This is a genomic window from Bacillus sp. Pc3 (assembly GCF_000815145.1).
Lineage (GTDB): Bacteria > Bacillota > Bacilli > Bacillales > Bacillaceae > Bacillus > Bacillus velezensis.
The window spans coordinates 2,803,630-2,829,662 of the sequence record NZ_CP010406.1 but is presented as its reverse complement, the minus strand read 5'-3'; the positions used below and the strand labels follow the sequence as shown (position 1 = coordinate 2,829,662).

General features: G+C 49.6%; 23 protein-coding genes. 2 read left to right on the top strand and 21 right to left on the bottom strand.

The features are described from left to right. Positions 1-18: 18 nt before the first annotated feature. From SB24_RS13445 to SB24_RS13420, 5 genes are all read right to left on the bottom strand, one after another. A complete protein-coding gene (locus tag SB24_RS13445) occupies positions 19-2,034 on the bottom strand; it encodes a Na+/H+ antiporter (protein ID WP_039253862.1) in 2,016 nt (671 codons plus the stop codon). 347 nt (positions 2,035-2,381) lie between these two features. After that, positions 2,382-4,097, bottom strand: coding sequence for an assimilatory sulfite reductase (NADPH) hemoprotein subunit (gene cysI, locus SB24_RS13435; RefSeq protein WP_039253860.1), 1,716 nt, complete (start codon positions 4,095-4,097; stop codon positions 2,382-2,384). A 27-nt stretch (positions 4,098-4,124) separates the two neighbouring features. Beyond that, positions 4,125-5,933: an assimilatory sulfite reductase (NADPH) flavoprotein subunit gene (locus SB24_RS13430; RefSeq protein ID WP_007410019.1), complete on the bottom strand. Its 1,809-nt coding sequence runs from the start codon at positions 5,931-5,933 to the stop codon at positions 4,125-4,127. Between the two features lie 174 nt (positions 5,934-6,107). Next, positions 6,108-8,426, bottom strand: a complete 2,319-nt coding sequence (helD, locus tag SB24_RS13425; RefSeq protein WP_039253856.1) for an RNA polymerase recycling motor HelD — start codon at positions 8,424-8,426, stop codon at positions 6,108-6,110. A 171-nt stretch (positions 8,427-8,597) separates the two neighbouring features. Continuing rightward, positions 8,598-9,206: a trimeric intracellular cation channel family protein gene (locus tag SB24_RS13420; RefSeq protein WP_039253855.1), complete on the bottom strand. Its 609-nt coding sequence runs from the start codon at positions 9,204-9,206 to the stop codon at positions 8,598-8,600. A 222-nt stretch (positions 9,207-9,428) separates the two neighbouring features. Here SB24_RS13420 and SB24_RS13415 point away from each other — a divergent pair, with 222 nt between their 5' ends. Then, positions 9,429-10,229 carry a zinc-dependent metalloprotease gene (locus tag SB24_RS13415; RefSeq protein ID WP_015418210.1) on the top strand — a complete coding sequence of 267 codons (801 nt, stop codon included), beginning with the start codon at positions 9,429-9,431 and terminating at the stop codon, positions 10,227-10,229. Between the two features lie 33 nt (positions 10,230-10,262). Here SB24_RS13415 and SB24_RS13410 read toward each other — a convergent pair whose 3' ends face one another. From SB24_RS13410 to csoR, 6 genes are all read right to left on the bottom strand, one after another. Beyond that, on the bottom strand, positions 10,263-10,682 hold the full coding sequence (locus tag SB24_RS13410; protein WP_039253854.1) for a disulfide oxidoreductase: 420 nt from the start codon (positions 10,680-10,682) through the stop codon (positions 10,263-10,265). Beyond that, positions 10,672-11,343, bottom strand: a complete 672-nt coding sequence (locus tag SB24_RS13405) for a disulfide bond formation protein BdbD (protein WP_012118444.1) — start codon at positions 11,341-11,343, stop codon at positions 10,672-10,674. Before SB24_RS13405 ends, SB24_RS13410 begins: the two co-directional genes overlap by 11 nt. A 117-nt stretch (positions 11,344-11,460) precedes the next feature. Continuing rightward, a complete protein-coding gene (locus tag SB24_RS13400; RefSeq protein WP_039253853.1) occupies positions 11,461-13,572 on the bottom strand; it encodes a heavy metal translocating P-type ATPase in 2,112 nt (703 codons plus the stop codon). Between the two features lie 148 nt (positions 13,573-13,720). Further along, positions 13,721-16,150, bottom strand: a complete 2,430-nt coding sequence (locus SB24_RS13395; protein WP_039253850.1) for a heavy metal translocating P-type ATPase — start codon at positions 16,148-16,150, stop codon at positions 13,721-13,723. Positions 16,151-16,233: 83 nt separating this feature from the next. Next, positions 16,234-16,440 carry a copper chaperone CopZ gene (gene copZ, locus SB24_RS13390; RefSeq protein ID WP_015240581.1) on the bottom strand — a complete coding sequence of 69 codons (207 nt, stop codon included), beginning with the start codon at positions 16,438-16,440 and terminating at the stop codon, positions 16,234-16,236. Positions 16,441-16,515: 75 nt separating this feature from the next. Continuing rightward, on the bottom strand, positions 16,516-16,821 hold the full coding sequence (gene csoR / locus SB24_RS13385; protein ID WP_003151723.1) for a copper-sensing transcriptional repressor CsoR: 306 nt from the start codon (positions 16,819-16,821) through the stop codon (positions 16,516-16,518). Positions 16,822-16,959: 138 nt separating this feature from the next. Here csoR and SB24_RS13380 point away from each other — a divergent pair, with 138 nt between their 5' ends. Continuing rightward, positions 16,960-18,000: an oxidoreductase gene (locus tag SB24_RS13380; protein ID WP_039253847.1), complete on the top strand. Its 1,041-nt coding sequence runs from the start codon at positions 16,960-16,962 to the stop codon at positions 17,998-18,000. A 44-nt stretch (positions 18,001-18,044) separates the two neighbouring features. On the opposite strand, the gene SB24_RS13375 is transcribed toward SB24_RS13380, so the two are convergent. The 10 genes from SB24_RS13375 to SB24_RS13330 all read right to left on the bottom strand — a co-directional run bounded on the left by SB24_RS13375 (position 18,045) and on the right by SB24_RS13330 (position 25,933). Next, a complete protein-coding gene (locus SB24_RS13375) occupies positions 18,045-18,680 on the bottom strand; it encodes an FMN-dependent NADH-azoreductase (protein WP_012118449.1) in 636 nt (211 codons plus the stop codon). Positions 18,681-18,874: 194 nt separating this feature from the next. Continuing rightward, complete coding sequence (locus tag SB24_RS13370; protein WP_039253845.1) at positions 18,875-20,203, bottom strand: LLM class flavin-dependent oxidoreductase; 1,329 nt, start codon at positions 20,201-20,203, stop codon at positions 18,875-18,877. Continuing rightward, positions 20,200-20,487 (bottom strand): glutaredoxin family protein, encoded by a 288-nt coding sequence (locus SB24_RS13365; protein WP_031378341.1) that lies wholly within the window; start codon positions 20,485-20,487, stop codon positions 20,200-20,202. The genes SB24_RS13370 and SB24_RS13365 overlap by 4 nt, the downstream gene beginning before the upstream one ends. 11 nt (positions 20,488-20,498) lie before the next feature. Next, a complete protein-coding gene (locus SB24_RS13360) occupies positions 20,499-21,506 on the bottom strand; it encodes an LLM class flavin-dependent oxidoreductase (protein ID WP_021494132.1) in 1,008 nt (335 codons plus the stop codon). Then, positions 21,503-22,282, bottom strand: coding sequence for an amino acid ABC transporter ATP-binding protein (locus SB24_RS13355; protein ID WP_039253841.1), 780 nt, complete (start codon positions 22,280-22,282; stop codon positions 21,503-21,505). The genes SB24_RS13360 and SB24_RS13355 overlap by 4 nt, the downstream gene beginning before the upstream one ends. Then, positions 22,279-22,986, bottom strand: a complete 708-nt coding sequence (locus tag SB24_RS13350) for an amino acid ABC transporter permease (RefSeq protein WP_007613790.1) — start codon at positions 22,984-22,986, stop codon at positions 22,279-22,281. Before SB24_RS13350 ends, SB24_RS13355 begins: the two co-directional genes overlap by 4 nt. Positions 22,987-23,001: 15 nt before the next feature. Continuing rightward, complete coding sequence (locus tag SB24_RS13345; protein ID WP_031378338.1) at positions 23,002-23,724, bottom strand: amino acid ABC transporter permease; 723 nt, start codon at positions 23,722-23,724, stop codon at positions 23,002-23,004. A gap of 22 nt (positions 23,725-23,746) precedes the next feature. Then, positions 23,747-24,559, bottom strand: coding sequence for an amino acid ABC transporter substrate-binding protein (locus SB24_RS13340; protein WP_039253838.1), 813 nt, complete (start codon positions 24,557-24,559; stop codon positions 23,747-23,749). 25 nt (positions 24,560-24,584) lie between these two features. After that, on the bottom strand, positions 24,585-25,397 hold the full coding sequence (locus SB24_RS13335) for an amino acid ABC transporter substrate-binding protein (protein ID WP_031378337.1): 813 nt from the start codon (positions 25,395-25,397) through the stop codon (positions 24,585-24,587). Continuing rightward, on the bottom strand, positions 25,394-25,933 hold the full coding sequence (locus SB24_RS13330) for a GNAT family N-acetyltransferase (RefSeq protein WP_039253835.1): 540 nt from the start codon (positions 25,931-25,933) through the stop codon (positions 25,394-25,396). The genes SB24_RS13335 and SB24_RS13330 overlap by 4 nt, the downstream gene beginning before the upstream one ends. Positions 25,934-26,033: the final 100 nt, after the last annotated feature.

The window sequence follows — 26,033 nt, the reverse complement described above, 5'->3', positions numbered from 1 at the left end:
ATGCCGGACTTTTTTGATTTATTCATCTCCGTCAAGCATGGCCGCTTCCACATCATTGATGTATTGGCGAAGCTCATGTGACATATCGCGGGAAATTTCCCGCTCTTCGAACAATGTTTGGATTTCGTTGCGGATGGCCTGCACGGCCCGCAGTTTGATTTCGAGTTTTTGATTTTCAAAACGGCGGCTCGGACTCTGTTCGTGATACGAGTGCCCCAGCCTGAAAATCAAGTGATTGTAAAAGGAAATGACGGCAAGCGTCACATCTTTATTTTCTTCAGTCATGTGTTTTTTCAGGCTTTCAATGGCCGCTTTTGCCGTTTTAACCCTTGTGGCGCGGATGAGGCCTTCTTCATTTAAAATCGTCATTTCCGGCTTTTTTTGTTCACCGAAAAAGATCCAGTACATCAGGCGTTTCAGCTTTTTCTTAGATAAGCCGACTTTAAACGGATTCGTATACAGCACTTCCAGTTCATCAAACCGTTCCTGAAGGCTGTCAGCCGTTTCTTCCGGTATGTCGCCCCGCTCAATCAGCCGCAGCAATTCTTCTTGTTCAGCCTGTATCCCTTGGGCGCGGACTTTCCGCTCATCTTTTTTCGTGCGGTTTTTGACGGTGAACTGCTGAAACCTGAGATTTTTCATTTTCTCATTGTATTCGGCAATAACCGCAAAAGAAGCCGTTTTGTTTGTCTCATTCATATTTTCTTTAATGGCCGTTAAGGCTGCCTTTATCAGCTTCCGTCTCGCTGTCAGCAATTTGACTTTCTTCTCTTTCACATTGTCTTCCGGCTTATCTGTCAAAATCGGCAGTACGATTGTCGCCAGCACCAATGTGCACATAATAACACCCGCGGCTAAAAAGAGAATCAAATTCCGTTCAGGAAACGGTGAGCCGTCAGAGAGCACGTAAGGAATGGAAAAGGAACCCGCAAGCGTGACCGCTCCCCTGACGCCTGAAACCGAAATCAGCAGGGTCGAGCGCAGGCCGGGTTTATAAATGCTCTGATCCTTGTTAAAAAACCACTTGCCGTTCCAAAAAAACAGCACCCACAAAAACCTGAGAATCATTAACGTCAGCGTAATGACGATAATGTACCCGATGACCATCATATTGTTAAACGCGGTATCATTAAAGATGACAGAAACCACATCCGGTATTTGCGCACCTAAAATAACGAAAACAAGACCGTTCAGAATGAACAAAATAATATTCCACGTACTTGAAGAGACGATTTGCAATTTGACCATCGTTGATTCAAGACGGTCCTGCTCCACCGCATGCGTGATGCCGCCGGCCACAACAGCTAAAATGCCGGAAACGCCGATTTCTTCAGCCGCGAGATAGATGACGAACGGCGTCAGAATTTGAATCAGCATATGCATCGTGACATCCTGCATGCCGAGGCGGCGCAAAAACAGCCGGAAACGGATAATCAAAAAAGAAATGACGACACCGCTGAGTAAACCGCCGGCTGAAATCAGAACGAAACTGAAGGCGGCCTGCGCCAGCGAAAATGCGCCCGTCACGGCAGCCGCAATCGCAAATTTAAAAGCGACCAGGCCGGATGCGTCATTCATCAGTCCTTCTCCTTCAAGGAGACGCAGAATGCCTTTTGGCATCTTCACTCGCCCTGACAGCGCGCTGACCGCGACAACGTCAGTCGGTGACAGTATCGCCGCCAGCCCGAACGCGGCAGCCAGCGGGATGCTCGGAATCATCCAATGAATCGTGTAACCGCCGACAATCACCGTGGCAAACACGAGCCCGAGCGCAAGCAGCAGAATCGGCGCTCTTAAATTCCAAAGTTCCGCACGCGGCGTCCGTTTTCCATCGTTAAAAAGCAGCGGAGCGATAAACAAAACAAAAAACAATTCGGTATTCAGTTCAAAATGAAGCCCCTGCGGAAATGACGCCGCAATGATACCGAGCGCCACCTGAATCAAAGGCACCGGGATAAAGGGGACAAACCGATTTACGATATTTGAGATCGCGATGATGGTTAAAAGTACGAGTACGACTAAAAATATGTCCAAAGCATGACCTCCTTCATCTGCTGCATCATATCATTATTGCCTGTTCTCTGCCTTTGCCAAAGGCCGGAGCCGATGATCGGGCAGATTCCATATATTTTCCGCACGCAACCATTCTTCTTTTATTTTACCCGTTTTTATTTAAAATTTCTCATAACGTGCTCACGGCGAACTTTTTTGGCTTCAGCTACATTTTTTCCGGAAAAAGAAAAAGCCTGTTTTCTCTGAAAACAGGCTTTTTCGCAAGCTGCGTCATCTGTTTCATGACGCGGTGCAGCGTTTATGCTGCTTAGTAAAGGATAGAGAACGCACCGTCAGTGTGTCTCTATCCTTGGTTTTAAGTGCTCATCTTATTCGTGAAAATTCGTGCCGTCTGTCGTCGCTTTAATGATGCCGGCGCGGATAACGAAATCGCCGAAGTGTTCGCCTTCCTCACGCTCTTTCGCGTAGCGCGGGAGAATGGTGCGAAGCTCATTCAGAATTTCCTCTTCACCGATATTTTCCCGGTACATTTTGCTCAAACGGCTGCCGTCAAACGCCGCTCCTAAATACATATTATATTTTCCGGGCGCCTTTCCGATAAATCCGATTTCGCCGAGCGCATGGCGGGCGCAGCCATTCGGGCACCCGGTCATACGGATGGTGATTTCTTCATCCCGCAGCCCGTTTTCGTCAACAATGTCTTCAATCTTATCAATCAATTTCGGCAGATAGCGCTCGGCTTCGGCCATGGCGAGCCCGCATGTCGGAAGCGCGACGCAAGCCATTGAACTGCGGCGGAGGGCGGAATGCTGCCGGCCGTCTGTCAGACCGTATTGTTCGATTAATGCGCTGATTTGTTTCTTTTTCTGGCTCGAGACATTGCCGATAATCAGGTTTTGATTAGAGGTGAGACGGAAATCTCCCGTATGGACTTTGGCGATTTCTCGTAATCCCGTCATCAGCTTATAATTCTCATAGTCCGTGACGCGGCCGCCTTCGATAAACATCGTAAAGTGCCATTTACCTTTTACACCCTTCACCCATCCGTAACGGTCGCCGTTATGGTCAAAATGATAAGGTTTCTCTTCATCCAGCTGCCAGCCGAGGCGGTTTTCCAGCTCGGCTTTTACGTTTTCCAGCCCGAGACGGTCAACAGTGTACTTGAATCTGGCATTCTTTCTGACGGAACGGTTTCCGTAATCGCGCTGAATCGTAATGGTTTTTTCCGCTACATCATACAGCTGCTCCGGTTTGCAGAAGCCGATGACTTTTGAAAGCTGCGGATAAGTGGCCTTATCGCCGTGCGTCATTCCCATACCGCCGCCGATTGCAACGTTGAATCCGATAAGACGGCCTTCCTCCACGATGGCAATGAAGCCGAGATCTTGAGAAAAGACATCGATATCATTGGACGGAGGCACGGCGATTCCGATTTTGAATTTCCGCGGCAGGTACAGCGGCCCGTACATCGGTTCCGTTTCCGTGTCAGGAGTGCCCGCCACACGTTCCTCATCAAGCCAGATTTCATGATAGGCTCTCGTGCGCGGAAGAAGGTCATCGCTCAATTTCTTCGACCATTCGTATACTTCCGCATGAATTTCAGACTGGTGCGGATTTGAAGCGCACATGACGTTTCGGTTGACATCTCCGCAGGCCGCAATGGTATCAAGCAGCGCCGCATTGATTTTCTGAATCGTTTTTTTCATGTTCCATTTTAAAATTCCGTGCATTTGGAACGTTTCACGCGTTGTCAGCTTCAATGTATTGTTTCCGTATTTTTGCGCCAGTTCATCCATAACAAGCCATTGTTCCGGAGTTGACACGCCGCCTGGCATCCGAACGCGCAGCATGAACTGATAAGCCGGTTCAAGCTTTTGTTTTTGACGTTCATTACGGAGATCGCGGTCATCCTGCAAGTAGCTTCCGTGATGCTTCATCAGCCGGTTGTCATCGTCCGGGATGCCGGCTGAAATCCGGTCGAGCATGACTTCTTTCAATGTGCCGCGCAAATAATCACTTTTTTCTTTAATTTCCTCAACATCACTTGGAGGGCCTTCCGGCGCTTTTAAAATGTTGTTCACCATGCTGAATAAGCTCCTTTCAAACCAAAATCAATATACGTCACGCTGATAGCGTTTTTTCTGCTGCATGTCTGCCAGGAAGCTTTCCGCTTTTTCACGGCTCATGCCGCCTTCTTCCTGAATGATATCGAGAAGCGCCTGGTGCACGTCATGCGCCATATGCTGTTCATCACCGCAGATGTATACGGCGGCTCCCTGCTGCAGCCATTCATAAAGCTCTTTGCTTTGTTCTTTCATGCGGTGCTGCACATATACTTTTTCCTCCGAATCCCGGGAAAAAGCGACGTCCATTTTTGTGAGAACACCGTTTTGCAGCCATTTTTGCCATTCCGTCTGGTACAGAAAATCAGTGACAAAGTGCTGATCCCCGAAAAACAGCCATGTTTTCCCTTCAGCTCCGGTTTCTTCACGCTCCTGCATAAAGGAACGGAACGGCGCGATGCCTGTCCCCGGCCCGACCATAATGATCGGTGTATCCGGGTTTTCCGGCAGCTTGAAGTTTTGGTTGTGCTGAATGTAAATCGGAAGCGTATCTCCCGGCTGGAGTCTTTCCGCACACAGAATGCTGCAGACGCCTTTTCGTTCTCTGCCGTGCGCGTCATATCTGACCGCTCCGATTGTCAGATGCACCTCTTCCGGATTCGCTTCTAAACTGCTTGCGATCGAATAGAGCCGGGCCGGCATTTTACGCAGGATGGAAAGAAAGTCTTCCGCTGTCGCTTCCCACGGCCCGAAATCCCGGACGAGATCAAGCAGATCACGGCCGTTGATGTACGCTTTCAGCTGCTCTTCGTTTCCTTCGGCCAGAAGTTCACTCAGCTTTTGGTCAGCCGTAAACTGTGCGGCCTTTTGCAGGAACGGTTTTGTTAAGACGGTTATTTCAAAATGAGAAGTAAGCGCATCTTTCAGCGGGAGGCGCTCTCCTTGTTTATTCACCGCCACTTCCTGTTTTGGGTCCCATTTCAGCTCATTGATCAGCTCATCAACGAGCGCCGGATCATTTTCCGGATAGATGCCGAGGCTGTCTCCGGGCTGATACGCGAGGCCCGACCCTTCAAGCGAAAGCTCGAGATGGCGTGTTTCTTTATTCGAACCGCGTCCGTTCAGATTGATGTTCTCAAGAACCTCCGCCCGAAACGGGTTCGTTCTGGAATAAACGGATTCACCGAGAGCCGGCGTCTCGGCAGGCGCTTCGGCTGTTTGATTTCCCGCTCCTTCGTTCAAACCGCCGATGACCGCGTCAAGCCATTCCGAAAACGGCTCATCATAATCAAGATCGCAATCAACCCGCGGCGCAAGCTGGGTGCCGCCGAGCTCTTGAAGACGCTCGTCAAACTCTTTGCCGGTCTGGCAGAAAAATTCATACGAGCTGTCCCCGAGCGCCAAAACGGAGTAACGGAGCGCTTCAAGCTTCGGCGCGCGTCTGCCGTGAAGAAATTCATGAAAGGCCAGCGCGTTATCCGGCGGATCGCCTTCTCCGTGCGTGCTCACCACGATCAGTAAATTGTTTATTTTTTTCAGATTATTCGGCTTAAAATCGTTCATCGACGCGACGGTGACCTGAAATCCCCGTTCCTCAAGCGTCTTTACCGTCTGTTTCGCAAGACCTTCCGCATTTCCCGTTTGCGATCCGTATAATACGGTCACTTCTCTTGAAACTGCCGGGCTTTCTGCAGGAGCCGGAGCAGCGGGCGCGGCCGTTTCACCGGATTCGGACCGGGCCGCAGCCAAATAACCGCTCAGCCAGATTTTCTGTGATTCTGTCAAGGTCGGCAGAAGGCGGTTAAGGAGCTCTGCCTGCTCCTGATTAAACGGACTGTTCATGACCTGAAGTTGCAACGATATCCACCTCACAAGGAATTAAACGTAACGTACGTTATTTCTATAGGAATTGTCAAAATAATATTCTAATTGAAACTTTACCGAAAGTTTGTATGTAAGTAAAATATATAATCATGATGACAACGATTAAGATTACTAATGGTAAAAAGCCCTTTGCACTTGGCAAAGGGCTTACACGAATAAGCCGGCGGGCACTTCTTTAATAAAAGGAGAGGGTTCTCCCGGAGACAATACGGTCAGATGATGCATCGCGCGCGTACAGGCCGTATATAACAGCTTACGGTCATGTTCGCTTTTGTACTGGGCAGCAGAGGCGTCAGCAGCAATGACGGCGTCAAACTCAATGCCTTTTGCCAAATAAACGGGAATGACGCATACCCCTTTTTGAAAAGGCTGGTTTTCTTTATTGATCAAGCGGACACCGCTCTCGGCGCTGACCGCCTGAAACACTTTTTTGGCTTCCGCGGCCGTTTTGCAGATGACGGCGACCGTCTCCCAGCCTTTTTGTCTGAGCTCCTGGATTGTATCCGCCAATTGTTCCTGCCGCGCATTTTCTGTATCCGTCCGCAAAACACGCGGTTTTTCCCCGTTCCGGTTAAATGGCTCAATGTCATTACCGTCAGCCAGCAGCGCTTTCGTAAATTCAACAATCTGCCGCGTCGATCTGTAAGTCCGCTTCAGGCTGACATACTTTTCTGCACCATTGCGAAAGCAGCCGGCGAGGGAAGAAGGGCCCGTAATGGTGTGGGCATAAATCGACTGGCTGACATCACCGAGCACCGTCATCTTTGCAGCTGGGAAGATGCTTTGAATATACGTCAGCTGAAATGGAGAATAATCCTGCGCTTCATCAATGAAGACGTGCTTCATTTGTGTGTTTTTTCTTTTTCCTTCTAACAGATCCTGCAAATACAGATACGGAGCGGCATCTTCATACGGAAGTGACCGTTCTGCAAATGCGTTTCTGGTCAAAGCGCCGATGCTCTCCCAATGATCGGGCTTTTCATCAGCTCCCCAGTCTGAAAACAGCCGGAGATACATCCGTTTTATATCGAGAAAGCCGAGCCGTCTGACGGCCTGCTTAATCGGTTTAAAGGCTTTGCCGACAATAATGGCGCCAAGCAGCCGCTGTTCGCGCTGATGGTCGTCAAATGCAGGTTCATCATCATCTGCCGCCTGCTTCTTGAGTGTTTGATAAACCTCAGCATAGTCTTCCTTATCAAGCAGCTCGCTCTCCTGCAAGACCCATTCCTTCTTACGCTCCTTTTTTTCGAGAGCGCTGATTTCCGCGAGAAGCCATTCCGCTGTCAGCTCCGCTCTGTTCGGAATCGGCAGCTGCTGATCAAGCGAATAAAAATAGGCTTCAATCCGTTCTTTTGAAATCAGGATGTCTCCCCGGAAGCTGATCTGTTTACACATCAGACCCGAGCCGGAAAGCGAGCCGGCGTAGCGGTCAATCATGGACTCGAAAGCTGATGACGCTTTGTAAGCAATGGCTGCAAGCCTTACAGAAAGTGCGTCCTGATTTTGTTCAGTCAGGCAATATTCAAGCTGCTCGTACGGGCTTTCACAATCAAACTTTCGTCCGAGCCGGCGGATGATATATTCCTGAAAGGTGGCCTGCTCCATATTCTCTTCTCCCAATTCCGGCAATACGGCGGAAACATAACTGTTGAACAAAATGTTCGGGGAAAACAATACAATCTGACGGGCATCAAGCACCCCGCGACCGCGGTACAGCAAGTAAGCGGCCCGCTGAAGCGCCGCGGATGTTTTCCCGCTTCCGGCGGCTCCCTGAACAATGAGATATTTGCTTTTTTCATCCCGGATGATTTCGTTCTGTTCTTTTTGGATGGTTGACACGATGTTTTTCATATGCTGTCCGGAATGCCCACTCAGCACCTCTTGCAGCATTTCGTCACCAATCGTCATATCCGTGTTAAACATCGCTTTAAGCGTCCCGTTTTTAATGATAAACTGCCGCTTCAGTGTGATGTCTCCCTCTATCGTTTCTTCGGGAACTTCATAGCGGGCTTTTCCCGGGGAATATTGATAGTAAAGAGATGAGATGGGCGCGCGCCAATCATAAATGAGAAATTGCTCGTTGTTTTCATCCATCAAAGAAGTCAGCCCGATATAAATCCGCTCGGAAGAAGACTCCCCTTTTTCCGTAAAATCGACACGGCCGAAGTAAGGAGAGGTTTTCAGCTTTTGGATTTTTTGAAGCTGCCGGTATTGAAGCCGATGCGTCCGTTCACGTTCTGAAAGCATTTCTGCCTGCTGTTTAATGCTTGAAAATGTCTCAGCCGCTTCATGGGCGTCATCCATATTCACGGTGACATCATCCCAAAACGTTTTTCTCAGCCCGACAATATCCTGCTTCAATCCGCCCGATGAGGCTTCAAGATGAGTTTGTTTCTGTTCCAGTTCCTTCATGACAAAATTGATTCTTTCCTGCTCTTCTTTCCACTCTTTATCACGTTTTGCCATCAGCGGCACCTCCGACATCAAGCTGACAAATCCGGCTTTCATCATACAAACATATATGCAACATATTATTCAGCATTATGGTCAAATACCCTTTTTCTTATCATATCGGGCGTCTTTTTTTATCAGAAGCCGTTATGCAAAAAAACCGATTTCGTTTGTGAAATCGGTTTTTTACTGATCTATATGATAGGAACGATTCGGCAGGCGCCACCTGAACACATAACTGCAGATGCGGCATGCCACAAGCACAAGAAACAGCACATACAAACCGGCGGCATCCCCGGCCCAGCCGAGGCCCACGATTAACCCTCCGAGCGCGGCCCAGACCGCGTAAATTTCCGCCTTGAGCACAAGCGGCTTCCTGCCCGCGAGCAAATCCCGTATGATGCCGCCCCCGCTTCCGGTCAGGACCGCTGCCGCAATTACCGCACTGAGCGGATGGCCCATTTTCACGGCATATAAAGCGCCTTGGATGGCAAACGCCGAAAGCCCGATGGCATCGGATAGGTTGCCCCATTTACTCCAATGCCTTAACAGCAGCTTCGGAAACAAAAAGACAATCGTAACTGATGCGAGAGCGATTTGAAAAAACGCGCCTTGCTCCCACAAGGCGAAGACCGGAACACCGATCAGCAGATTTCGGATCGCTCCTCCGCCGAACGCCGTTACAATCCCCAAGATATACACGCCTAAAATATCATACTCCTCTTCCATCGCAACAATCGCTCCGCTGACCGCAAACGCAATGATGCCGATTACACTAAGCAGCTCCCAGGCCATTCCATATGCTCCTTTTTATTTGTTAAATTTTCTGACGACCATTAGATTTTATAATCGCTTTCTCTTAAAATCAACCTTATTTTTGAAAGATTCTGATTCCTAACCCGGGACAACCTCACTCGCAACGGCTGGGAGCAAGAACATTTACCTATTTTATACTATTTTGGGAGGTTTATTGGAAGTTTCATTGAATACTTTCTCTAACAAAAAGGGGGTTATGAGATGAAAATCAGTTCACTTGTTTTTCCTGTTTTATTGGCCGCCGGATTAATTCCCGGCCTGCCGTCAGCCGAAAGCCATACGCATTCGCACACTCATGCGGAGCCGGCGAAAACGGTGTATACGGACCCGCTTCCGAAAGCCGATCATTTTAAAGATCTGAAGGGCCCGGTCCAAGTCGAACAGACGGTTGACACAAAAATTCTGGATGAAAACGGCAAGCAGGTCGGCACGAAACGATTCAATGCCAATGTCAGTCAGGATAAAGCCTCAACTAAAGCCAGCACGGGCTCTCAGAAGGTCAGAGTGCTGGCGGTGGCGGACGCTGAATACCGCGCCAAATACAGCGACTGGCAAACGCGAATCGTCCAGATCGTGGAGCAGGCCGATGTTGCTTTTAACCGTGATCACAACATTGATTTCGTCGTACAGGCTGTGCAGGCTTGGAATTCCTCCGGCTCAAACAGTTCTCAGATTTTATCGAATCTCCAAGGCAGCTTCAGAAATCAAAATTATCATTTTGTCGTCGGTTTTACCGCAAAATCAAGTTTTGACGCCGGCGGTATCGCGTATGTATATAACGGCAAACCGAGCGGCCCGGCTTTCAGCGTGAACCTTGATCAAGGAACGGCCAACACGGCGAAAGCGGCACAGCACGAGTTTTCCCATAACTTCGGACTTCAGCATGACGCCCAAGGCAGCGGCATCCGCTGCGTCATGAATTATGATTATGCCTATTCCGTGGATATTTGGGACAGCTCCCATAACAGACAGATTGAGACAAACAAAGCTTGGTACAAATAATAGAAAAAGAGCCGCTCCCATGGAGCAGGCTCTTTATTTTGCCGTGCGTTCCGTTTTGACAAAACACATGCAGATAATAATGAGAATAAATGCCGTCAATGCCAGGAAAGGAATGGTAATGAAACCGAACCAGTTAATATATTCAGATGAGCAAGGCACGCCGTAGACACACGGCTTGATGCCGCTGAAACCGGGCACCTTCTGCTCAAGGTAATGCATGATCGATATAAACGCGCCGATGACGGCCATCGGCAGCACGTATTTTTTTACGCGCGTGTCACCCTGGAAGGTGGCGATTCCTAAAATCAGGACAAGCGGGTATATGAGAATTCTTTGATACCAGCACAGCTCGCACGGTATGAATTTTCTGATCTCGCTGAAATAAAGGCTGCCGAGCATAGCAGCAAGAGCAATCACCCAAGAAGCATATAAAAATACGATTCTATTTTTCATTTTTCAGCTCTTTCTTAATCGTTTTTGAAATCTCATCATATTTAGAGAAGTCATTAATCACCTTGTCATTTACGTAAATCGTCGGTGTCGCCGTAATGTTTAATTTATCATTCAGGTCAGTGTCAGCTTTCAGCTCTTTTGCAAATGTCTCTTTATCAAGGTTTTCCTTCAGCTTGTCAGGATCAACCTTTTTCGCAGTGCTTTTGACCGTTTTTTCAAGCAATGCAGGCGTGACCCATTCCTGTTCGCTTGACGGCTGCTGTTCAAACAGCTTTTCATGGAATGCCCAGAATGATGCCGGGTCTTCTTTCCACACTTCTTCTGAAGCAAGAGCCGCCAGACGCGAGCCGCTTCCGTGGTACATGACGTTCACAAATGAAAATTTCACGTCGCCTTTATCGATAAAATCTTTTTTGATTTTCGGAAAGATATCGCTGTTAAATACTTTGCATGACGGACATTTGTAATCTCCGAATTCAACTACCGTAACAGGCGCGCTGTCTTTGCCGAGCACGGGCTGTCCTTTAATGGAAGGCTGTTCGGCGACTGTTTCGCCCGCTTTTTCCGTTTGGTTGTTAATAATTACGATGGCCGCAAATAAAACGACAACGATTAACGTCAGTATCACCGCAAATTTCGCAGACGATTGTTTCTTTTTCACTCAGACACCTCATTGTTTTTAAAATAAAAAAGAAGCGGATGCCGGATGGCCCGCTTCTCTATTTTACCAAGACAACCTTGTTTAAGAAAACCCTGAAAAACGAATTATCTTTGACAATTATTCCGCTTTCACTCTCATGACGCGCATCGCGTTGGCAACAGCGATCAGCGTGACGCCGACATCTGAAAAGACCGCTTCCCACATGGTGGCGAATCCGAATGCGCCAAGCAGGAGAAAAATCATTTTTACGCCTAAAGCAAATCCGATGTTCTGCCAGACGATCCGGCGTGTGCGGCGTGCAATCCGGATGGCTTCGGCTGCTTTTGAGGGCTGGTCTGTCATCAGGACGACATCGGCCGCTTCGACGGCGGCATCAGAGCCGAGAGCCCCCATGGCAGCTCCGATGTCAGCTCTGGCAAGCACAGGCGTATCATTAATCCCATCGCCGACAAACATCAGTTTTTCATTCGGTGCAAGCGCCGCTTCAAGTTCTTCGACGCGGTCTACCTTGTCACCCGGCAAAAGCTCTGTGTACACATCATCAATACCGAGCTCTCGGCCGACAGCTTCTCCGGTCTGCTTTGAATCACCCGTCAGCATCACTGTCCGCTTCACGCCGAGCGCTTTTAAATTGGCAATGGCCTGTTTGGCGTCCTCTTTGATTTCATCGGCGATCACGATCGCCCCCGCATACTGCTGATCAACGGCGACATAGACGACGGTTCCGTTGTTTTCAGCTGTGCCGGAAGCGATTTGTTCTTTTGCCATCAGTTTTTGATTTCCGGCTAAAATCGTTGATCCGCCGGTTTTCACCCGAATGCCGTGTCCGGGTATTTCTTCATATTCTTCAATCTCCTCAGCCGAGAGCGGTTGATTGTAAGTTTCACGGATGGAAGAAGCAATCGGATGATTGGAATGGGCTTCTGCAAGCGCGGCCGCATGAAGCAGGCTGTCTTTCGTAAACCCCGCCGCCGGTCTGATATCAGTAACGGCGAAATTGCCTTTCGTTAAGGTTCCCGTTTTATCAAACACGGCGTATGCCACCTGATTGAGCGCTTCTAAATAGTTGCTTCCTTTCACGAGCACCCCTGCTTTAGACGCAGCTCCGATACCGCCGAAAAACCCGAGCGGAATGGAGACGACGAGTGCGCACGGACAAGAAATCACAAGGAAAATCAGCGCGCGGTACACCCAGTCGGATAGCGCGGCTGAAGGCACGAGAAGCGGCGGTAAAAAGGCGAGAAGCACCGCAACAATGACAACGGCCGGTGTATAATACTTGGCAAACTTCGTAATAAAGTTTTCCGTTTTCGCTTTGCGTCCGGCCGCATTTTCGACCAGATCCAATATTTTTGACACGGCAGAGTCTTCATATCCTTTAGAGGTTTCAATATGAAGCACGCCGTTCTGATTCATAAATCCGGCCATCACATCTTGCCCCGGCTCCGCTTTTCTTGGCACGGATTCGCCCGTTAAAGCGGATGTATCAACCATCGAAGAACCGCTCAGCACCTTTCCGTCCAACGGAATCCGTTCTCCGGGATTCACGACGATGACCTGTCCGACTTTGACGTCCTGCGGCGGAACGGCAGTCATGCCGTTTTCCGTTTTCACATTGGCGTACTCAGGACGGATGTCCAATAACGCGCTGATCGATTTTCTGGATCGGCTGACGGCCGCTCCCTGAAACAGTTCACCGATTTGGTAGAACAGCATGACCGCGACGCCTTCCGGATACTGATGAATCATAAATGCGCCGATCGTGGCAAGCGCCATCAGAAAATGCTCATCAAATACCTGGCCGCGGACAATGTTTTTTCCCGCTCTGGCTACGATATCGCCGCCGATAATCAAATATGAAGCAAAAAAGAGCAGAAACTCAAGGACGGCGCCCGTGTGTGCGAAGTAAGCGATGACGGCCAAAACGGCTCCCGCTGCCAATCTCACTAACATCAGCTGCAGCTTTTTGCGGTATTCATCCTCGCCGGGTTTGTCTTCGTGCTTCGAACGAACGGTCACATGAGGATCAATGGACTTTACTTTTTTCGCAACCTCATCTTTCATCCATTGCTCGTTTTTGCCGCCGGCTGAGACCGTGATGGTGCTTGCCGCAAAATTGACAGCACAGCCGTCTATGCCGTCAATGGCTTTTACGCCGTTTTCTATTTTTTTTGCACAGTTGCTGCAATCAAGTCCGTCTAATACAAATTCACCTTTGGCTGCTTTCATTTTCGACTCACCCTACTTTCCGTAATAGGATTCCCATAACATCAATACAGCTAAACGAATTATATATATGAACATATACTCATATATATGTTTTCTCTATTATATGCAGGCTTTGAATAAAGTGTCAATAAAAAAGACAAAACAGGCATCAGCCCATTTTGTCTTTTTTTACCTTCTGTAAACGCAAAGCATTAAGGACGACCGATACCGAGCTGAACGCCATGGCGGCGCCTGCCACCCACGGGGCCAGAAAGCCGGCCGCCGCAATCGGAATGCCGATGCTGTTGTATCCCAATGCCCAGCCTAAATTCTGCTTGATGTTTCTCATGGTCAGCCTGCTCATGCCGATGGCGTCGGCAATGCCGTTCAGGTCACCGCGGATCAGCGTAATATCCGCCGCTTCCATTGCGATATCTGTGCCGGTGCCGATGGCCATTCCGATATCGGCCACAGCCAGCGCCGGAGCATCATTGATGCCGTCACCGACCATCGCCACGCGCCGGCCTTCTTTTTGCAGCCGGGAAATTTCCGCCGCCTTTTGTTCGGGAAGCACTTCGGCGATCACGCTGCCGATGCCCGCGGCTTTTGCAATGGCTTCCGCGGTCTTTTTGTTGTCACCGGTCATCATGATGACGTCAAGCCCCATATCATTTAGGCGTTTCACCGCGGCCGGAGATGTGTCTTTGATTGTATCGGCGACTGCGATAAGCCCCGCCGCTTTGCCGTCTGCCGCAATAAGCATCACCGTTTTTCCTTCCGCCTCCAAGCGGGCCATGTGAGGAAGCAGCGCCTCATGTTCGATGTGTTCCGATTCCATCAGCCGTCTTGATCCGGCAAGAATCGTTCTGCCGTCAGCCTCGGCGTATATTCCCGAACCGATCCGGGCTTGGAACCGGGTGATTTTCGGGATGGCAATCCCCCGTTTTTCGGCTCCTGACACGATGGCTTCTCCAAGCGGGTGCTCTGATCCCGTTTCGGCGGCCGCCGCCAGCCGCAGGAGTTCCTCTTCGTTCATTCCCTCTGCCGGTACGGCATCTGTCAGAACCGGTCTGCCGTTTGTCACCGTTCCTGTTTTATCCAGTACGATGGTCGTCAGACGCTGTGTTTTTTCTAAATGCTCTCCGCCTTTAAAAAGAATGCCGAATTCAGCTGCGCGGCCGGAGCCCGCCATAATGCTCGTCGGAGTGGCGAGCCCGAGTGCGCACGGACAGGCAATGACAAGCACGGCGATGAATTTGCCGATCGCTTCAGAAAACTGTCCCGGCGCGGCCCATACATACCAAATGAGAAAAGTCAGCACGGCCAGCCCCAGCACAATCGGAACGAAAATGCCTGAAATGTGATCCGCGAGCCGCTGAATGGGGGCTTTTGACCCTTGGGCTTCTTCCACGATTTTAATAATGTGTGCAAGCGCGGTATCTTTCCCGACATTCACCGCTCTGATTTTGAGAAAGCCGTTTGCATTGATCGTCGCCCCGGTGACGGTGCTTCCGGGAGACTTATCGACAGGCATGCTCTCCCCCGTAATCATCGATTCATCAATTGCGGAATGGCCTTCAATCACTTCGCCATCGACAGGAACACGTTCTCCCGGTTTCACATATACGATATCCCCCGTCCGGACCTCGTCAATCGGAATCACCTGTACCTTCCCTTCCCGCTCAACCGCCGCCGTCTTCGCCTGAAGCTTCATTAACTTTTTAATCGCTTCTGATGAGCGGCCTTTCGCTTTCATCTCTAAAAGCTTTCCAAGCAAAATCAAAGTCAGCAAAATGGCGCTCGTTTCATAATAAAGCCCCTCTACATGTCCGTCTCGTCCGAGAGACGCAATCGTCATGTACAGGCTGTATGCGTAAGCGGCCGTCGTTCCGAGCGCAACGAGAACATCCATATTGGCACTTTTGTTTCTCAGCGCCTTGTACGCTCCCATATAAAAAGGCCAGCCAATGACGAGCTGCACCGGGGTGGCAAGCGCGAATTGCAGCCACGGATTCATCAGGATATCCGGCATCCAGATAAAAGAAGTAAAAGAAAAATGGCTGACCATCGACCATAGAAGCGGAAATGAGAGAACGGCAGAAAATATCAGCCTGATCAGCTGTTTTCGCTGCTCTTTCTCCTTTTGGGATAATCCGCCGCCTCCATCAACCGCTTTCTTCTCGTCTAATCTGTAGCCGAGTTTTGCCACGGTCTCTTTCAGCTCTTTCGGTGTCACCTCTTTCGGATTGTATTCAACGGTGACCGTTTCAAGGGCGAAATTCACCGGCGCGCCCACAACGCCCTCTGTTTTGTTCAGGCACTTTTCAATCCGATTGGCGCAAGCGGCGCACGTCATGCCTTCAATCTGAAACTCGGCTTTTTCCGTCACAACATGGTACCCGAGTTTTTCAATTTTATCCTTTATGGCGCCAGCTTCGATTTTGTCAGGCTGATAGGAAATATTTGAGGTCTCAAGCGCAAGATTGACGGAAGCGTCATTGACGCCGTCCATCCGTTTCAGCCCTTTTTCAATTCTTGAAGCGCAGGCGGCGCATGTCATGCCTCCCACTTGAATGGTCATCTCTTTCGGTTCACTCAATGCCCTCACCTCTTCTCACAAACCCCCAGGGGGTATCATTTTCATAAAAGAAAACCGCGCCCGTTCCCGAAGCGCGATAAACCTTATACGACGTCATACCCTTGATCTTCAATCGCGTCTTTTATATCTGATACGGAGACTTTGTTCTCATCAAACGTCACATCCACCTGTCCGGCTTCCAATTTCACCTGAACCGCCGTCACTCCGTTCAGTTCTCCCACTCCGGTCTCTACTGCTTTGACGCAGTGCTGACATGACATGCCTTCGACTTGCAGTGTTTTTTGTTCCATGATGATTCCCTCCACGTCTTGTTTTTTCTTCTTCATGTTACCATACCCCTGTAGGGTATTTCAAAACATTTTATTTTACGATTTTGCGATTTTTTTCACAACATCAAGCAGCTCGGCAATCGCCTGCTCCCCGTTTCCGCTCTCAATGGCGCCGGCTACGCAGTGATGGGCGTGATCTTCCAGCAGATGAAACGCGACTTTCTGCATGGCCGCCTGTACGGCTGAAATCTGCACGAGAATATCCACGCAGTATCGTTCGTTATCCACCATATTCTGAATGCCCCTGACTTGGCCTTCAATCCGTTTCAGCCGGTTCAGGATCTGGTCTTTTTCTTTGGCGCTTTTATGATTTAACGATTGATGCTCGGTATGTTTGTCCATTTTCCACCTCGGTTTTTTTCTTCGTTATCTTCATTATACAGACTTGAAAATCCGGTGTAAAAAATTTTCAACACACAAGTTTTACCAGTACACCCGCGGGGTATATAATGTTATCACATATCAAGAGGGGGAAATTCATTGAAAACGTTACAAGTCGGCATATTGGGATATGGTTTGTCGGGTAAAGTCTTTCATGCGCCGCTTTTGGACGTCCTTGATGATTATCAGATCAAAAAAGTCATGACGTCCAGAACGGATGAGGTCAAACGTGATCTGCCGGGGGCTGAAGCCGTGCGCGCGATTGAAGACATTACCGGTGATCCTGACATTGATCTCGTCATCGTCACGACACCGAGCGGAATGCATTATGAATCAGCGATGAAATGTCTCCTGGCGGGAAAACACACCGTCGTGGAAAAACCGATGACGGCGACTTCAGCAGAAGCGGAGGAGCTGAGAAGAACGGCTGAAAATAAAGGCGTCTTGCTGAGCGTGTATCACAACCGGCGCTGGGACAATGACTTTTTAACGATACAAAAGCTGATTCGGGACGGGGCGCTTCAAGACATTCATACATATCAAGTCAGCTACGATCTATACAACCCGGTTGTACAGGAAAAATGGCGCGAAATGAACGGACCCGCCACGGGAACGCTGTATGATCTCGGTTCACATATTATTGACCAGACACTTCTGCTTTTCGGAATGCCGGAATCCGTCACCGCACATGTGATGAAACAGCGGGACAACAGCGAAACCGTTGATAATTTTCTGGCCGCGCTCCATTACGGCAAACTTCAGGTCATTCTTCAATCCGGCTCCATGAATGCGGCAAGCGGCCCGCGCTATCAGATTCACGGACGGAATGCAAGCTTTATCAAATACGGAATGGATGGACAGGAAGCTGCGCTTTCAGCCGGACAAAAGCCGATTGACGACAGCTGGGGCGCCGATGATCCTCACAACTTCGGAGAGCTGACAATCGCAGCGGATGAAAAACGGCATACAGAAACAATCCCCTCTGAGAACGGCTCTTACCTTACGTACTACAAACTGCTGGCAGACAGCATCTTAAACGGAAAACCGCTTCCCGTTACGGCAAAAGAAGGCATCGATGTCATCCGTGTCATTGAAGCGGCGATGAAAAGCAGCGAACAAAAACGGACGATTGCCCTTTAATATGAAAAACCTCCCAGCCGTACGGCGGGGAGGTTTTTTTAAGATCAGAATGATTTTCCGGCTTCTTTCGCGCGGGCAATCGCATCTTCTTTAATTTGCTGTGCTTTATTCGGTTCAGCATTATGGCCTTCAACGATTAATCCGTCAAAAGAAGGAACGCCGAAGAAGTTCATCATGATGCCGATGTAACGGTGGCCCATTTCCATATCAGCCGCCGGTCCTTCAGAGTAATAGCCTCCGCGCGCCTGAATATGGAGCGCTTTTTTGTCTGTCAACAGACCGATCGGGCCTTGCTCTGTATATTTGAATGATTTTCCGGCTACAGCCACAGAATCAAGGTACGCTTTCATAACAGGCGGGAATGAGAAGTTCCAAAGCGGTGTGACGAATACGTATTTGTCAGCTGCCGCGAATTGATCGCTCAGCTCGTTCAGACGGCCGACTTTCGCTTTTTCGTTCTCAGAAAGCTCTTCAAAACCTGTGCCGGATTGAAGTTTTCCCCAGCCGCTGAATACATCCGCGTCGATATGAGGAATGTTCTCTTTGTAAAGGTCGATATGTACAACCTCATCATTCGGGTTTGATTCTTTATAAGAATCGATAAACGCTTTTCCTGTCGCCATGCTGTAAGATGTCTTTTCATCATGAGGATGAGCAGTGATATAAAGTACTTTTGCCATTGTAAACAGCCCTTTCGTTTTCAGATTACACACACATTTATTATGAAATATGAATGTTTTTTTATACTGATCAGTTCTGTAATAATTATAGTTACAAAAAAATCTTTTCGCAACAATAATATCTCGAAATCAGTGTATTTTTTTGAAAAGGCTGTAATGACGGGAATGGCAAGCAGCAGAAAAAGCAGAAACATTTAGTTTCTGCTCAACATCGGATTTGATTTACAGACCGGAATATCCAACCCGAGATTCCCCCGCAGTGTATCCGCCGGATAGCTTTTTCGGTACAGCCCCTTTTCCTGGAGGATCGGTATGACATGATCCACAAAAGCTTCAAGCATGCCGGGGATGTCAGAGTGAATGATAAACCCGTCCGCCGCTTCCCGCTGAAACCATGTTTCAATTAATGATGCCACATGTTCCGGTGTGCCGATAAAATGGGTTCGCGGAAACGCGGCTTCGCGCGCCACTTGACGCAGCGTAAGATTCCGGGCTTTCGCCTCCCTTTTGATACGGTCTGTCGTGCTTTGAAACGCGTTTTTCCCGACGTCGCCCAAATCAGGAAACGGCTCATCCAGCGGAAAACGGCTCAGATCATAATCGTCAAAAAATCTGGCCACATATTTAACAGCGTTCTCTATCGGAATCAGCTCGGCGAATTCTTGGTATTTCGCTTCCGCTTCTTCTTGTGAGCCGGCTATAATCGGACTGATTCCCGGAAAGATCCGCAGCTTGGTAGCGTCCCGGCCGTAATCCGCCGCCCGCTTCTTCACATCATCATAAAAAGCCTTCGTTTCCTCAAGTGAATTGGAGTGCGTAAAGACTGCATCTGCATTCCTCGCGGCAAACGACCGGCCGGTTTCTGAAGACCCCGCTTGGAAAACGACCGGCTCTCCCTGTTTGGACCGGCCGATATTCAGCGGACCCTCCACTTGAAAATACTCGCCTTTGTGATACAGGCGATGCAGTTTGTCAGGGTCAAAAAATTGCCCGGTTTCTTTGTTGCTGACGAAGGCATCTTCTTCCCAGGAATTCCACAGACCGCGCACCACGTCCACATGTTCCTGGGCGATGGCGTAGCGCCGGCTGTGGTCGGGAAGGCTTTCTTTGCTGTGATTGCGCGCGGCTCCCGCCTGCGGAGAGGTGACGAGATTCCAGCCCGCCCGGCCGCCGCTGATATGGTCAAGAGACATCAGCTGTCTTGCGATGGTGAACGGCTCAGTGAACGATGTGGAAAATGTGCCGATTAAACCAAGATGGGTTGTAGAGGCGGCAAGCGCCGATAAGATAGTGATCGGCTCAAACCGATTTAAGAAATGCGGGATGGACTTTTCAGAAATGAACAAGCCGTCCGCAATAAAAGCAAAGCTGAACAGCCCTCTTTCAGCAGTCTGCGCTTTTTGCCTGTAAAACGCCGCATTCGTGCTTGCTGTCGGATCGGCGTCGGGATGACGCCAGCCGTCCGTTGTGCCGCCGACACCGTGAATCATGGCTCCGAATTGAATTAGATCCGTCCGGCTCATTTTCTCTCCCCCTTTTTCCCCTCGTAATCGGCAAGCGCCCGTTCTACATGTTCAATGCCGACTTGAGTAACGGCCTGATACACACGGCTGTCACCGCTGCCGAGTTCAACGACGGGGACATGACGGATTCCGTATTTCATCTGCAGCACGTCACGCAATTCGTCCCGCTCTGTCACATCAATTGTTTCGTACGCAATGGCCTTTTCCCGCAAATATCCTTTCACTTCATCGCAATACGCACAGCCCTGTTTGCTCCAGACCACAACGTTTACTTCATGACTCATGTTCATCCCTCCTATAATTGTGGGGCCGGCTGCACCGCTTCGCTTAACAGCCGGTAAGACAATCGTTTTTCCTCAGCGTTTTTGATAGGCGACAAAATCACAAAATCAGTAATGCTGTACTGAACGGATAATCGTCGCAGCTCGGCGGCAGTCTCTTCTTTTGTCCCGGCAATCACACCCGTCTTTTGTGTAATCAGCTTATATGGCTGCGTGACTTGTTCAAGAAACGCTTCCGCTTGTTCCCGGGAACCGACATTCACCTTTTTGCCGTCTTCGAGAATGATTTTGACCGACTCACGCGATACGACGTGTTTTTCCGCTTCTGCTTTTGTATGCGCGGTAAATACCATCGGCGCAAGGTGAAATTCCGCCTTCGATCCTTTCGGCAGATGCTCGTCAAAGGCGTGGCGCGCTTTTTCTAACGCAGCCTCTTCACCGTTTATGAAATAGGCGAAAACGAAGGAAATGCCGAGTTTGGCCGCGGATATCGCGCTTTCCGCGCTGCCGCCGAGCAAAAAGAGGTCAGGCGCATACTCAGTATGCGGCGCCGGCCGCAATGACGCATAGCGGTGTGAGTCCGGAAAATCATTTCGGATGAAATGAGTCAGCTCCTCAAGCTTTTCTTCAAATAAACGGGCGGGCTGGATAAGCTCCCGCTGCAGCGCATCGGTTGACAGCTGAAATCCGCCGGGCGCTTTGCCGACACCAAGCGCCACACGGCCGGGAGCAAGAGCGGACAAAACCCGGAACTGCTCCGCCACTTTATAAGGACTGTAATGCTGCAGCATCACCCCGCCGGATGCGAGACGGATTTTTTTCGTGCTTGCGGCAAGATACCCCAGAACAATTTCCGGCGCTGATCCCGCTATCTCTTCATTGTTATGATGCTCCGCCGCCCAGAAACGGTCATATCCGTATTGTTCAGCCTCCTGAGCCAATTTCACCGTTTGCCGCAAGGCTTCTTCTGCGGTTTGGTTTTCCGCGGTGACACTTTGGTCTAAAATGCTTAAACGAATCATACGACAGGCTCCTTTATGCGCTCTTTTATGTCATAACCGTAATCAGGCAGCACGCGGCGGAGGAACTTCTTCGTTCTTTCTTTTTTCGTCTTGTAAAAGACTTCCTCAGGCGTTCCTTGTTCCACGATTGCTCCTTCATCCATAAACACAATTTGGTCGGACACTCTTCTGGCGAATTCCATTTCATGAGTAACAATGATCATGGTGGCGCCGGTCCGCACAATGTTAAGCATCACCTCGAGCACCTCGCCGACAAGCTCCGGATCGAGGGCTGCGGTCGGTTCATCAAACAGCATCACATCAGGATGAATGGCAAGCGCCCTGGCAATTCCGACCCGCTGCTTTTGGCCTCCCGACAGCTGATTCGGATAGGCGTGCAATTTATCCTGAAGCCCCACCTTGGCCAGTTCCCGCTCGGCAATGGCGTACGCATCTGTTTTTTTCATTTTCCTTGCGATCGTCAGGCCTTCCATAACATTTTGAATCGCCGTTTTATGCGAAAACAAATGATATTGCTGAAAAACCATCGCCGTCTGTTTCCTCAGTCTGAGAATGTCTTTTTTGGCAGGCTTTTTGTAGTTAATGACTTCACCGTGCAGCGAAATGGCGCCTTCATCCGGCCGCTCAAGTAAATTAAGGCAGCGCAGAAACGTGGTTTTCCCGGAACCGCTCGGGCCGATGATGGTCACGACTTCTCCTTTCCGGACACTTAAATTGATGCCCTTTAGCACGTGATGACTGCCAAAATGTTTCTGAATGTTTTGGATTTCGATCATAATGCGCCTCCTTGATATCTGGCTGCCCTTTTTTCCGCCAGACTGTTTACAGCTTCGAGAATCAGCGTTAATCCCCAATAAATCACGGCAGCCCCGATAAATGCTTCCAGAAATGCATAGTTATCGGATGCCGCAATCGTCGCCGTTCCTGTAATTTCAGGCACTGCAACAATGGCCGCGATGGAAGTGGTATGCAAAAAGCCGATGCCTATGTTGGTGAAGTTCGGCAGCGATATCATGAACGCCTGCGGCAGAACCACGCGCCGAATCATCTGCCCCCGCGTCAGGCCGATTGAATATGCCGCCTCCGCCTGCCCCGTATCGACGGCCATGATCCCGGAACGGAGAATTTCCGTCATATAAGCGCCTGCCGTTAATGACAGTGCCATGATGACAAACACGGCGACCGGAATCTGATTGGCCGACCAGCCGAGATGAAACGCGCGGCTGAATTGATCGGCAATCAGCGGAACCCCTAAATAAATCAGCATAATATGGAGAATCGCCGGGGTGCTGCGGAAAAAAGACACGTAAAACGATGAGCAGGCCAGCAGCCATTTGATGCGGAATATACGCACCGTGATATTGCCGAGAGCTATGAAAAATCCGGCAATAATCGGAATGACCGTCATCGCCAATGTAAGCGGAACGGTTTTCATCATTTGTTTGATCGCAGTGCCGATAAATGGAATGTCCAGCTCCACTGTTCTCCCTCCTTTTCAGCCGTGCGCGCTCATGTCAAAAACCGTCACAAGGCGCGTCTCATCTTTCTTGATTCGTTTTTCGGCCCATCTGAAGACACATTCAAATAAAAGGGCGGCCGCATAATACAGAACAGAAAGCGAGATATACACTTCTAAAGAATGATTGCTCGATGTAATCAAGGTCTGTCCTCTGCCCGACATATCCATCACCCCGATCGAAAAAGCGAGCGATGTATCTTTTAAGAAACCGATCACCATATTCCCGATGTTGGGAAAGGCCTGCACAAGCGCCTGCGGCAGAATGATGCGCCGGAATGTCTGCCCCCCGTTCAGCCCGATGCTGAAAGCCGCCTCCGCCTGCCCGCGGTCGACGCTGTTCACACCTCCCCTCATGATTTCGGCCGCTCTTGCCGCGCTGCTCAGCGCATACGTGGCGATGGCCGCATATAAAGGGTCCATTTTAGAGGTATCGATTCCGGCGAGCGCCGTGAGCGCCGGAATGCCGTAAAATACAATGAACAGCTGCACCATGATGGGCGTTCCTCTGAAAAAAGAGATATACAGCTTCGCAAACTGATTCAAAACGGGAATGCGATAGATGCGGGGCAGCGCCAAAAGCAGCCCCAATAGAAAGCCGAACAGCAGAGACACCGCCAATATATACAGCGTGACGGGCAAATACCCGAGCAATGTCGGCACAAAGGACGCGATCATACTGATATCAAACGCTTTTTCCATTACCGATCCCTCTCTTTTTCACTTAATATTGCTCCTTTGAATAATCCGCGCCGAGCCACTTTTCACTCAGCTTTTTAAGCGTGCCGTCATCAATGATTTCCTTGAGGGCTTTATCAATGTCATCGCTCAGCGTTTGTTCATTTTTGTTAAACATAAAGAACACTTTGGCATTTGACAGCACCCCGCCGACCGTTTTTTCTTTGATCGCGCTCGTTTTGTTTTGGAAATCGACGGCAAACGGCGTAGAAATCGTCGCATCGGCGCGGCCGGATTTCAGCTGATTGGCCGCATCGTTTGAACCTTGGCCCGCATAAGCGATTTCAAACGGACTGCCGTGTTTTTCATTCCATTTTTTCAGCACAAGCGCGCCGTTTGACGTCGGACTTGTAATGACCCGCTTTCCTTTCAAGTCATCAATGCCGTGAATGTTCCCGTTTTCTTGAAGCACCGTGATTTTCAGCGGGAAGTTGTTATACGCGACTTGATTGAACAGAAATTTTTTCTCCCGTTCGGCGCTTTTTTCCATTTGATGGGCTACGATATCGACTTTATGCTGGCCGAGGCTGACAAGCAGGTTGGAGAAATCCATCGTTTTAAAAGTGAAACGATAGTCCGGCAGGCGCCTGTCAAGCTCTTTCACCAGCTCAACGTCGTAGCCCGTCAATTTGCCTTTATCATCAATAAAGCAAATATTCGGAAATTGAGTGCCGGTGCCGACCGTAATGTTCTTCACGTTTTTCTGATTGCCTGATGCCGCCTCCCCACCCGCGCCGCAGGCTGATAACGCCGCCGTTGCGGCAATTGTTAATGACATGACCGCCAATCTTATTTTCATGTGATCGCCCCGTTTTCTGCCTCAATTATTTCGTGAAACTTGATTTTGAATAATCCGCGCCGAGCCATTTTTCACTCAGTCTTTTCAATGTGCCGTCCTTCTCAAGCTTTTGAATCGCCCGATCCGTATCGTCCGCCAGGGTTTGGCTGTTTTTATTGAACATAAAATACACCTCGGTATCCAGCAGCACATCACCGACCGTTTTTTGTTTGAACGCGTGCGTCTTATTTTGAAAATCGACGGCAAACGGCGTGGATACGGTGGCGTCAGCGCGTCCTGTCTCTATTTGGTTTGCTGTATCATTGCCGCCCTGCCCGGCGTATTTCAAATGTATCGGGCTGCCGTGGGTTTTGTTGTATGCCGTCATATAATCCGCCGCGTTTGACGTCGCGCCGACGATGACGGTTTTCCCTTTTAAATCCCGGAGCGTGTGTATCGCGTCATTATCCGCCTTCACCGTGAGGTACATCGGCGAGTAGTTATATGGGATCTTGTGATACAAAAAGCGTTTCTCCCGTTCCTTATTTTTCGCCATATTATGCGCGATCACATCAATTTTCCGGTTTCCGAGACTTGTAAGCAGATTCGAAAAATCCATCGTCTTAAAGACAAATTTGTATTGCGGCAGCTGTTCATCAATGGCTTTCATCACTTCAATGTCATAGCCGGTCAGCTCGCCTTTTTCATCCATAAAAGCAATGTTCGGAAAATCAGTTCCCGTGCCGACAATGACGGTCTGCACGCCGCTTTCCGCTTTTGTGCTTTCTCCTTGCCCGCACCCGGCCAGCACGCCGAGCAGCAGAAGCAGACAGCCGGCTCTGATCCGTTTTTTTATCATTGCGCCCAGCTCGGTGTGCCTAACAGCGACGCGTCAAACCGCTCCGATATGAGCACCTTTCTCATCATGACTCCGATGTCTCCGTCTTTCTCCTGCTCAAAATACACTTCATACCCCCTCCGTCTGTACATATCTACAAGCCAGGGATGCTTGCGCGCCGAAGTGCCGAGCGTGATGGCCGGGGCCTTCAGCGTATCCCGCAGCACGTGTTCCTCCACATAAGTCAAAAGTTTGCTGCCGATGCCCTGCCCCTTCAGCTCAGGAAGCGTTGCAAACCACCAGACGAACGGATATTTTGACGGAGGCGTGTCACTCTCCCACGGAAAACGGATCGTAATGGTTGAAAGAATCCGTCCGTCCCGTTCGAGCACGACGGCTGAATGATTTTCAATATTTTCTGTTACCATATCGATGTCGGCCCGCGCCGACGGCCAGTCAATCTCCAAATTGCGGATCGGCTGAAACGCGCTGTACAGCAGCTCTAAAAACTCCGGCGCATCCTTTTTCTCAGCCAATCGAAATATGTCTTCACTCATTCCGGTCACTCTCCCCGCAAAAATATATAATTCCAATTTGTTTACTAAGCTTTGATTGTTTATACTATAAAGCAAACTGATTTATTTGACTAATCAAAAA

What these genes read in the sequence shown, in the direction of transcription:
- cysI (WP_039253860.1), bottom strand. Translation starts at nt 4,097, where the DNA reads ATGGTGAACAACATTTTAAAAGCGCCGGAAGGCCCTCCAAGTGATGTT.
- helD (WP_039253856.1), bottom strand. Translation starts at nt 8,426, where the DNA reads ATGGCAAAACGTGATAAAGAGTGGAAAGAAGAGCAGGAAAGAATCAAT.
- SB24_RS13420 (WP_039253855.1), bottom strand. Translation starts at nt 9,206, where the DNA reads ATGGCCTGGGAGCTGCTTAGTGTAATCGGCATCATTGCGTTTGCGGTC.
- SB24_RS13415 (WP_015418210.1), top strand. Translation starts at nt 9,429, where the DNA reads ATGAAAATCAGTTCACTTGTTTTTCCTGTTTTATTGGCCGCCGGATTA.
- SB24_RS13410 (WP_039253854.1), bottom strand. Translation starts at nt 10,682, where the DNA reads ATGAAAAATAGAATCGTATTTTTATATGCTTCTTGGGTGATTGCTCTT.
- SB24_RS13400 (WP_039253853.1), bottom strand. Translation starts at nt 13,572, where the DNA reads ATGAAAGCAGCCAAAGGTGAATTTGTATTAGACGGACTTGATTGCAGC.
- copZ (WP_015240581.1), bottom strand. Translation starts at nt 16,440, where the DNA reads ATGGAACAAAAAACACTGCAAGTCGAAGGCATGTCATGTCAGCACTGC.
- csoR (WP_003151723.1), bottom strand. Translation starts at nt 16,821, where the DNA reads ATGGACAAACATACCGAGCATCAATCGTTAAATCATAAAAGCGCCAAA.
- SB24_RS13375 (WP_012118449.1), bottom strand. Translation starts at nt 18,680, where the DNA reads ATGGCAAAAGTACTTTATATCACTGCTCATCCTCATGATGAAAAGACA.
- SB24_RS13370 (WP_039253845.1), bottom strand. Translation starts at nt 20,203, where the DNA reads ATGAGCCGGACGGATCTAATTCAATTCGGAGCCATGATTCACGGTGTC.
- SB24_RS13365 (WP_031378341.1), bottom strand. Translation starts at nt 20,487, where the DNA reads ATGAGTCATGAAGTAAACGTTGTGGTCTGGAGCAAACAGGGCTGTGCG.
- SB24_RS13360 (WP_021494132.1), bottom strand. Translation starts at nt 21,506, where the DNA reads ATGATTCGTTTAAGCATTTTAGACCAAAGTGTCACCGCGGAAAACCAA.
- SB24_RS13355 (WP_039253841.1), bottom strand. Translation starts at nt 22,282, where the DNA reads ATGATCGAAATCCAAAACATTCAGAAACATTTTGGCAGTCATCACGTG.
- SB24_RS13345 (WP_031378338.1), bottom strand. Translation starts at nt 23,724, where the DNA reads ATGGAAAAAGCGTTTGATATCAGTATGATCGCGTCCTTTGTGCCGACA.
- SB24_RS13340 (WP_039253838.1), bottom strand. Translation starts at nt 24,559, where the DNA reads ATGAAAATAAGATTGGCGGTCATGTCATTAACAATTGCCGCAACGGCG.
- SB24_RS13335 (WP_031378337.1), bottom strand. Translation starts at nt 25,397, where the DNA reads ATGATAAAAAAACGGATCAGAGCCGGCTGTCTGCTTCTGCTGCTCGGC.
- SB24_RS13330 (WP_039253835.1), bottom strand. Translation starts at nt 25,933, where the DNA reads ATGAGTGAAGACATATTTCGATTGGCTGAGAAAAAGGATGCGCCGGAG.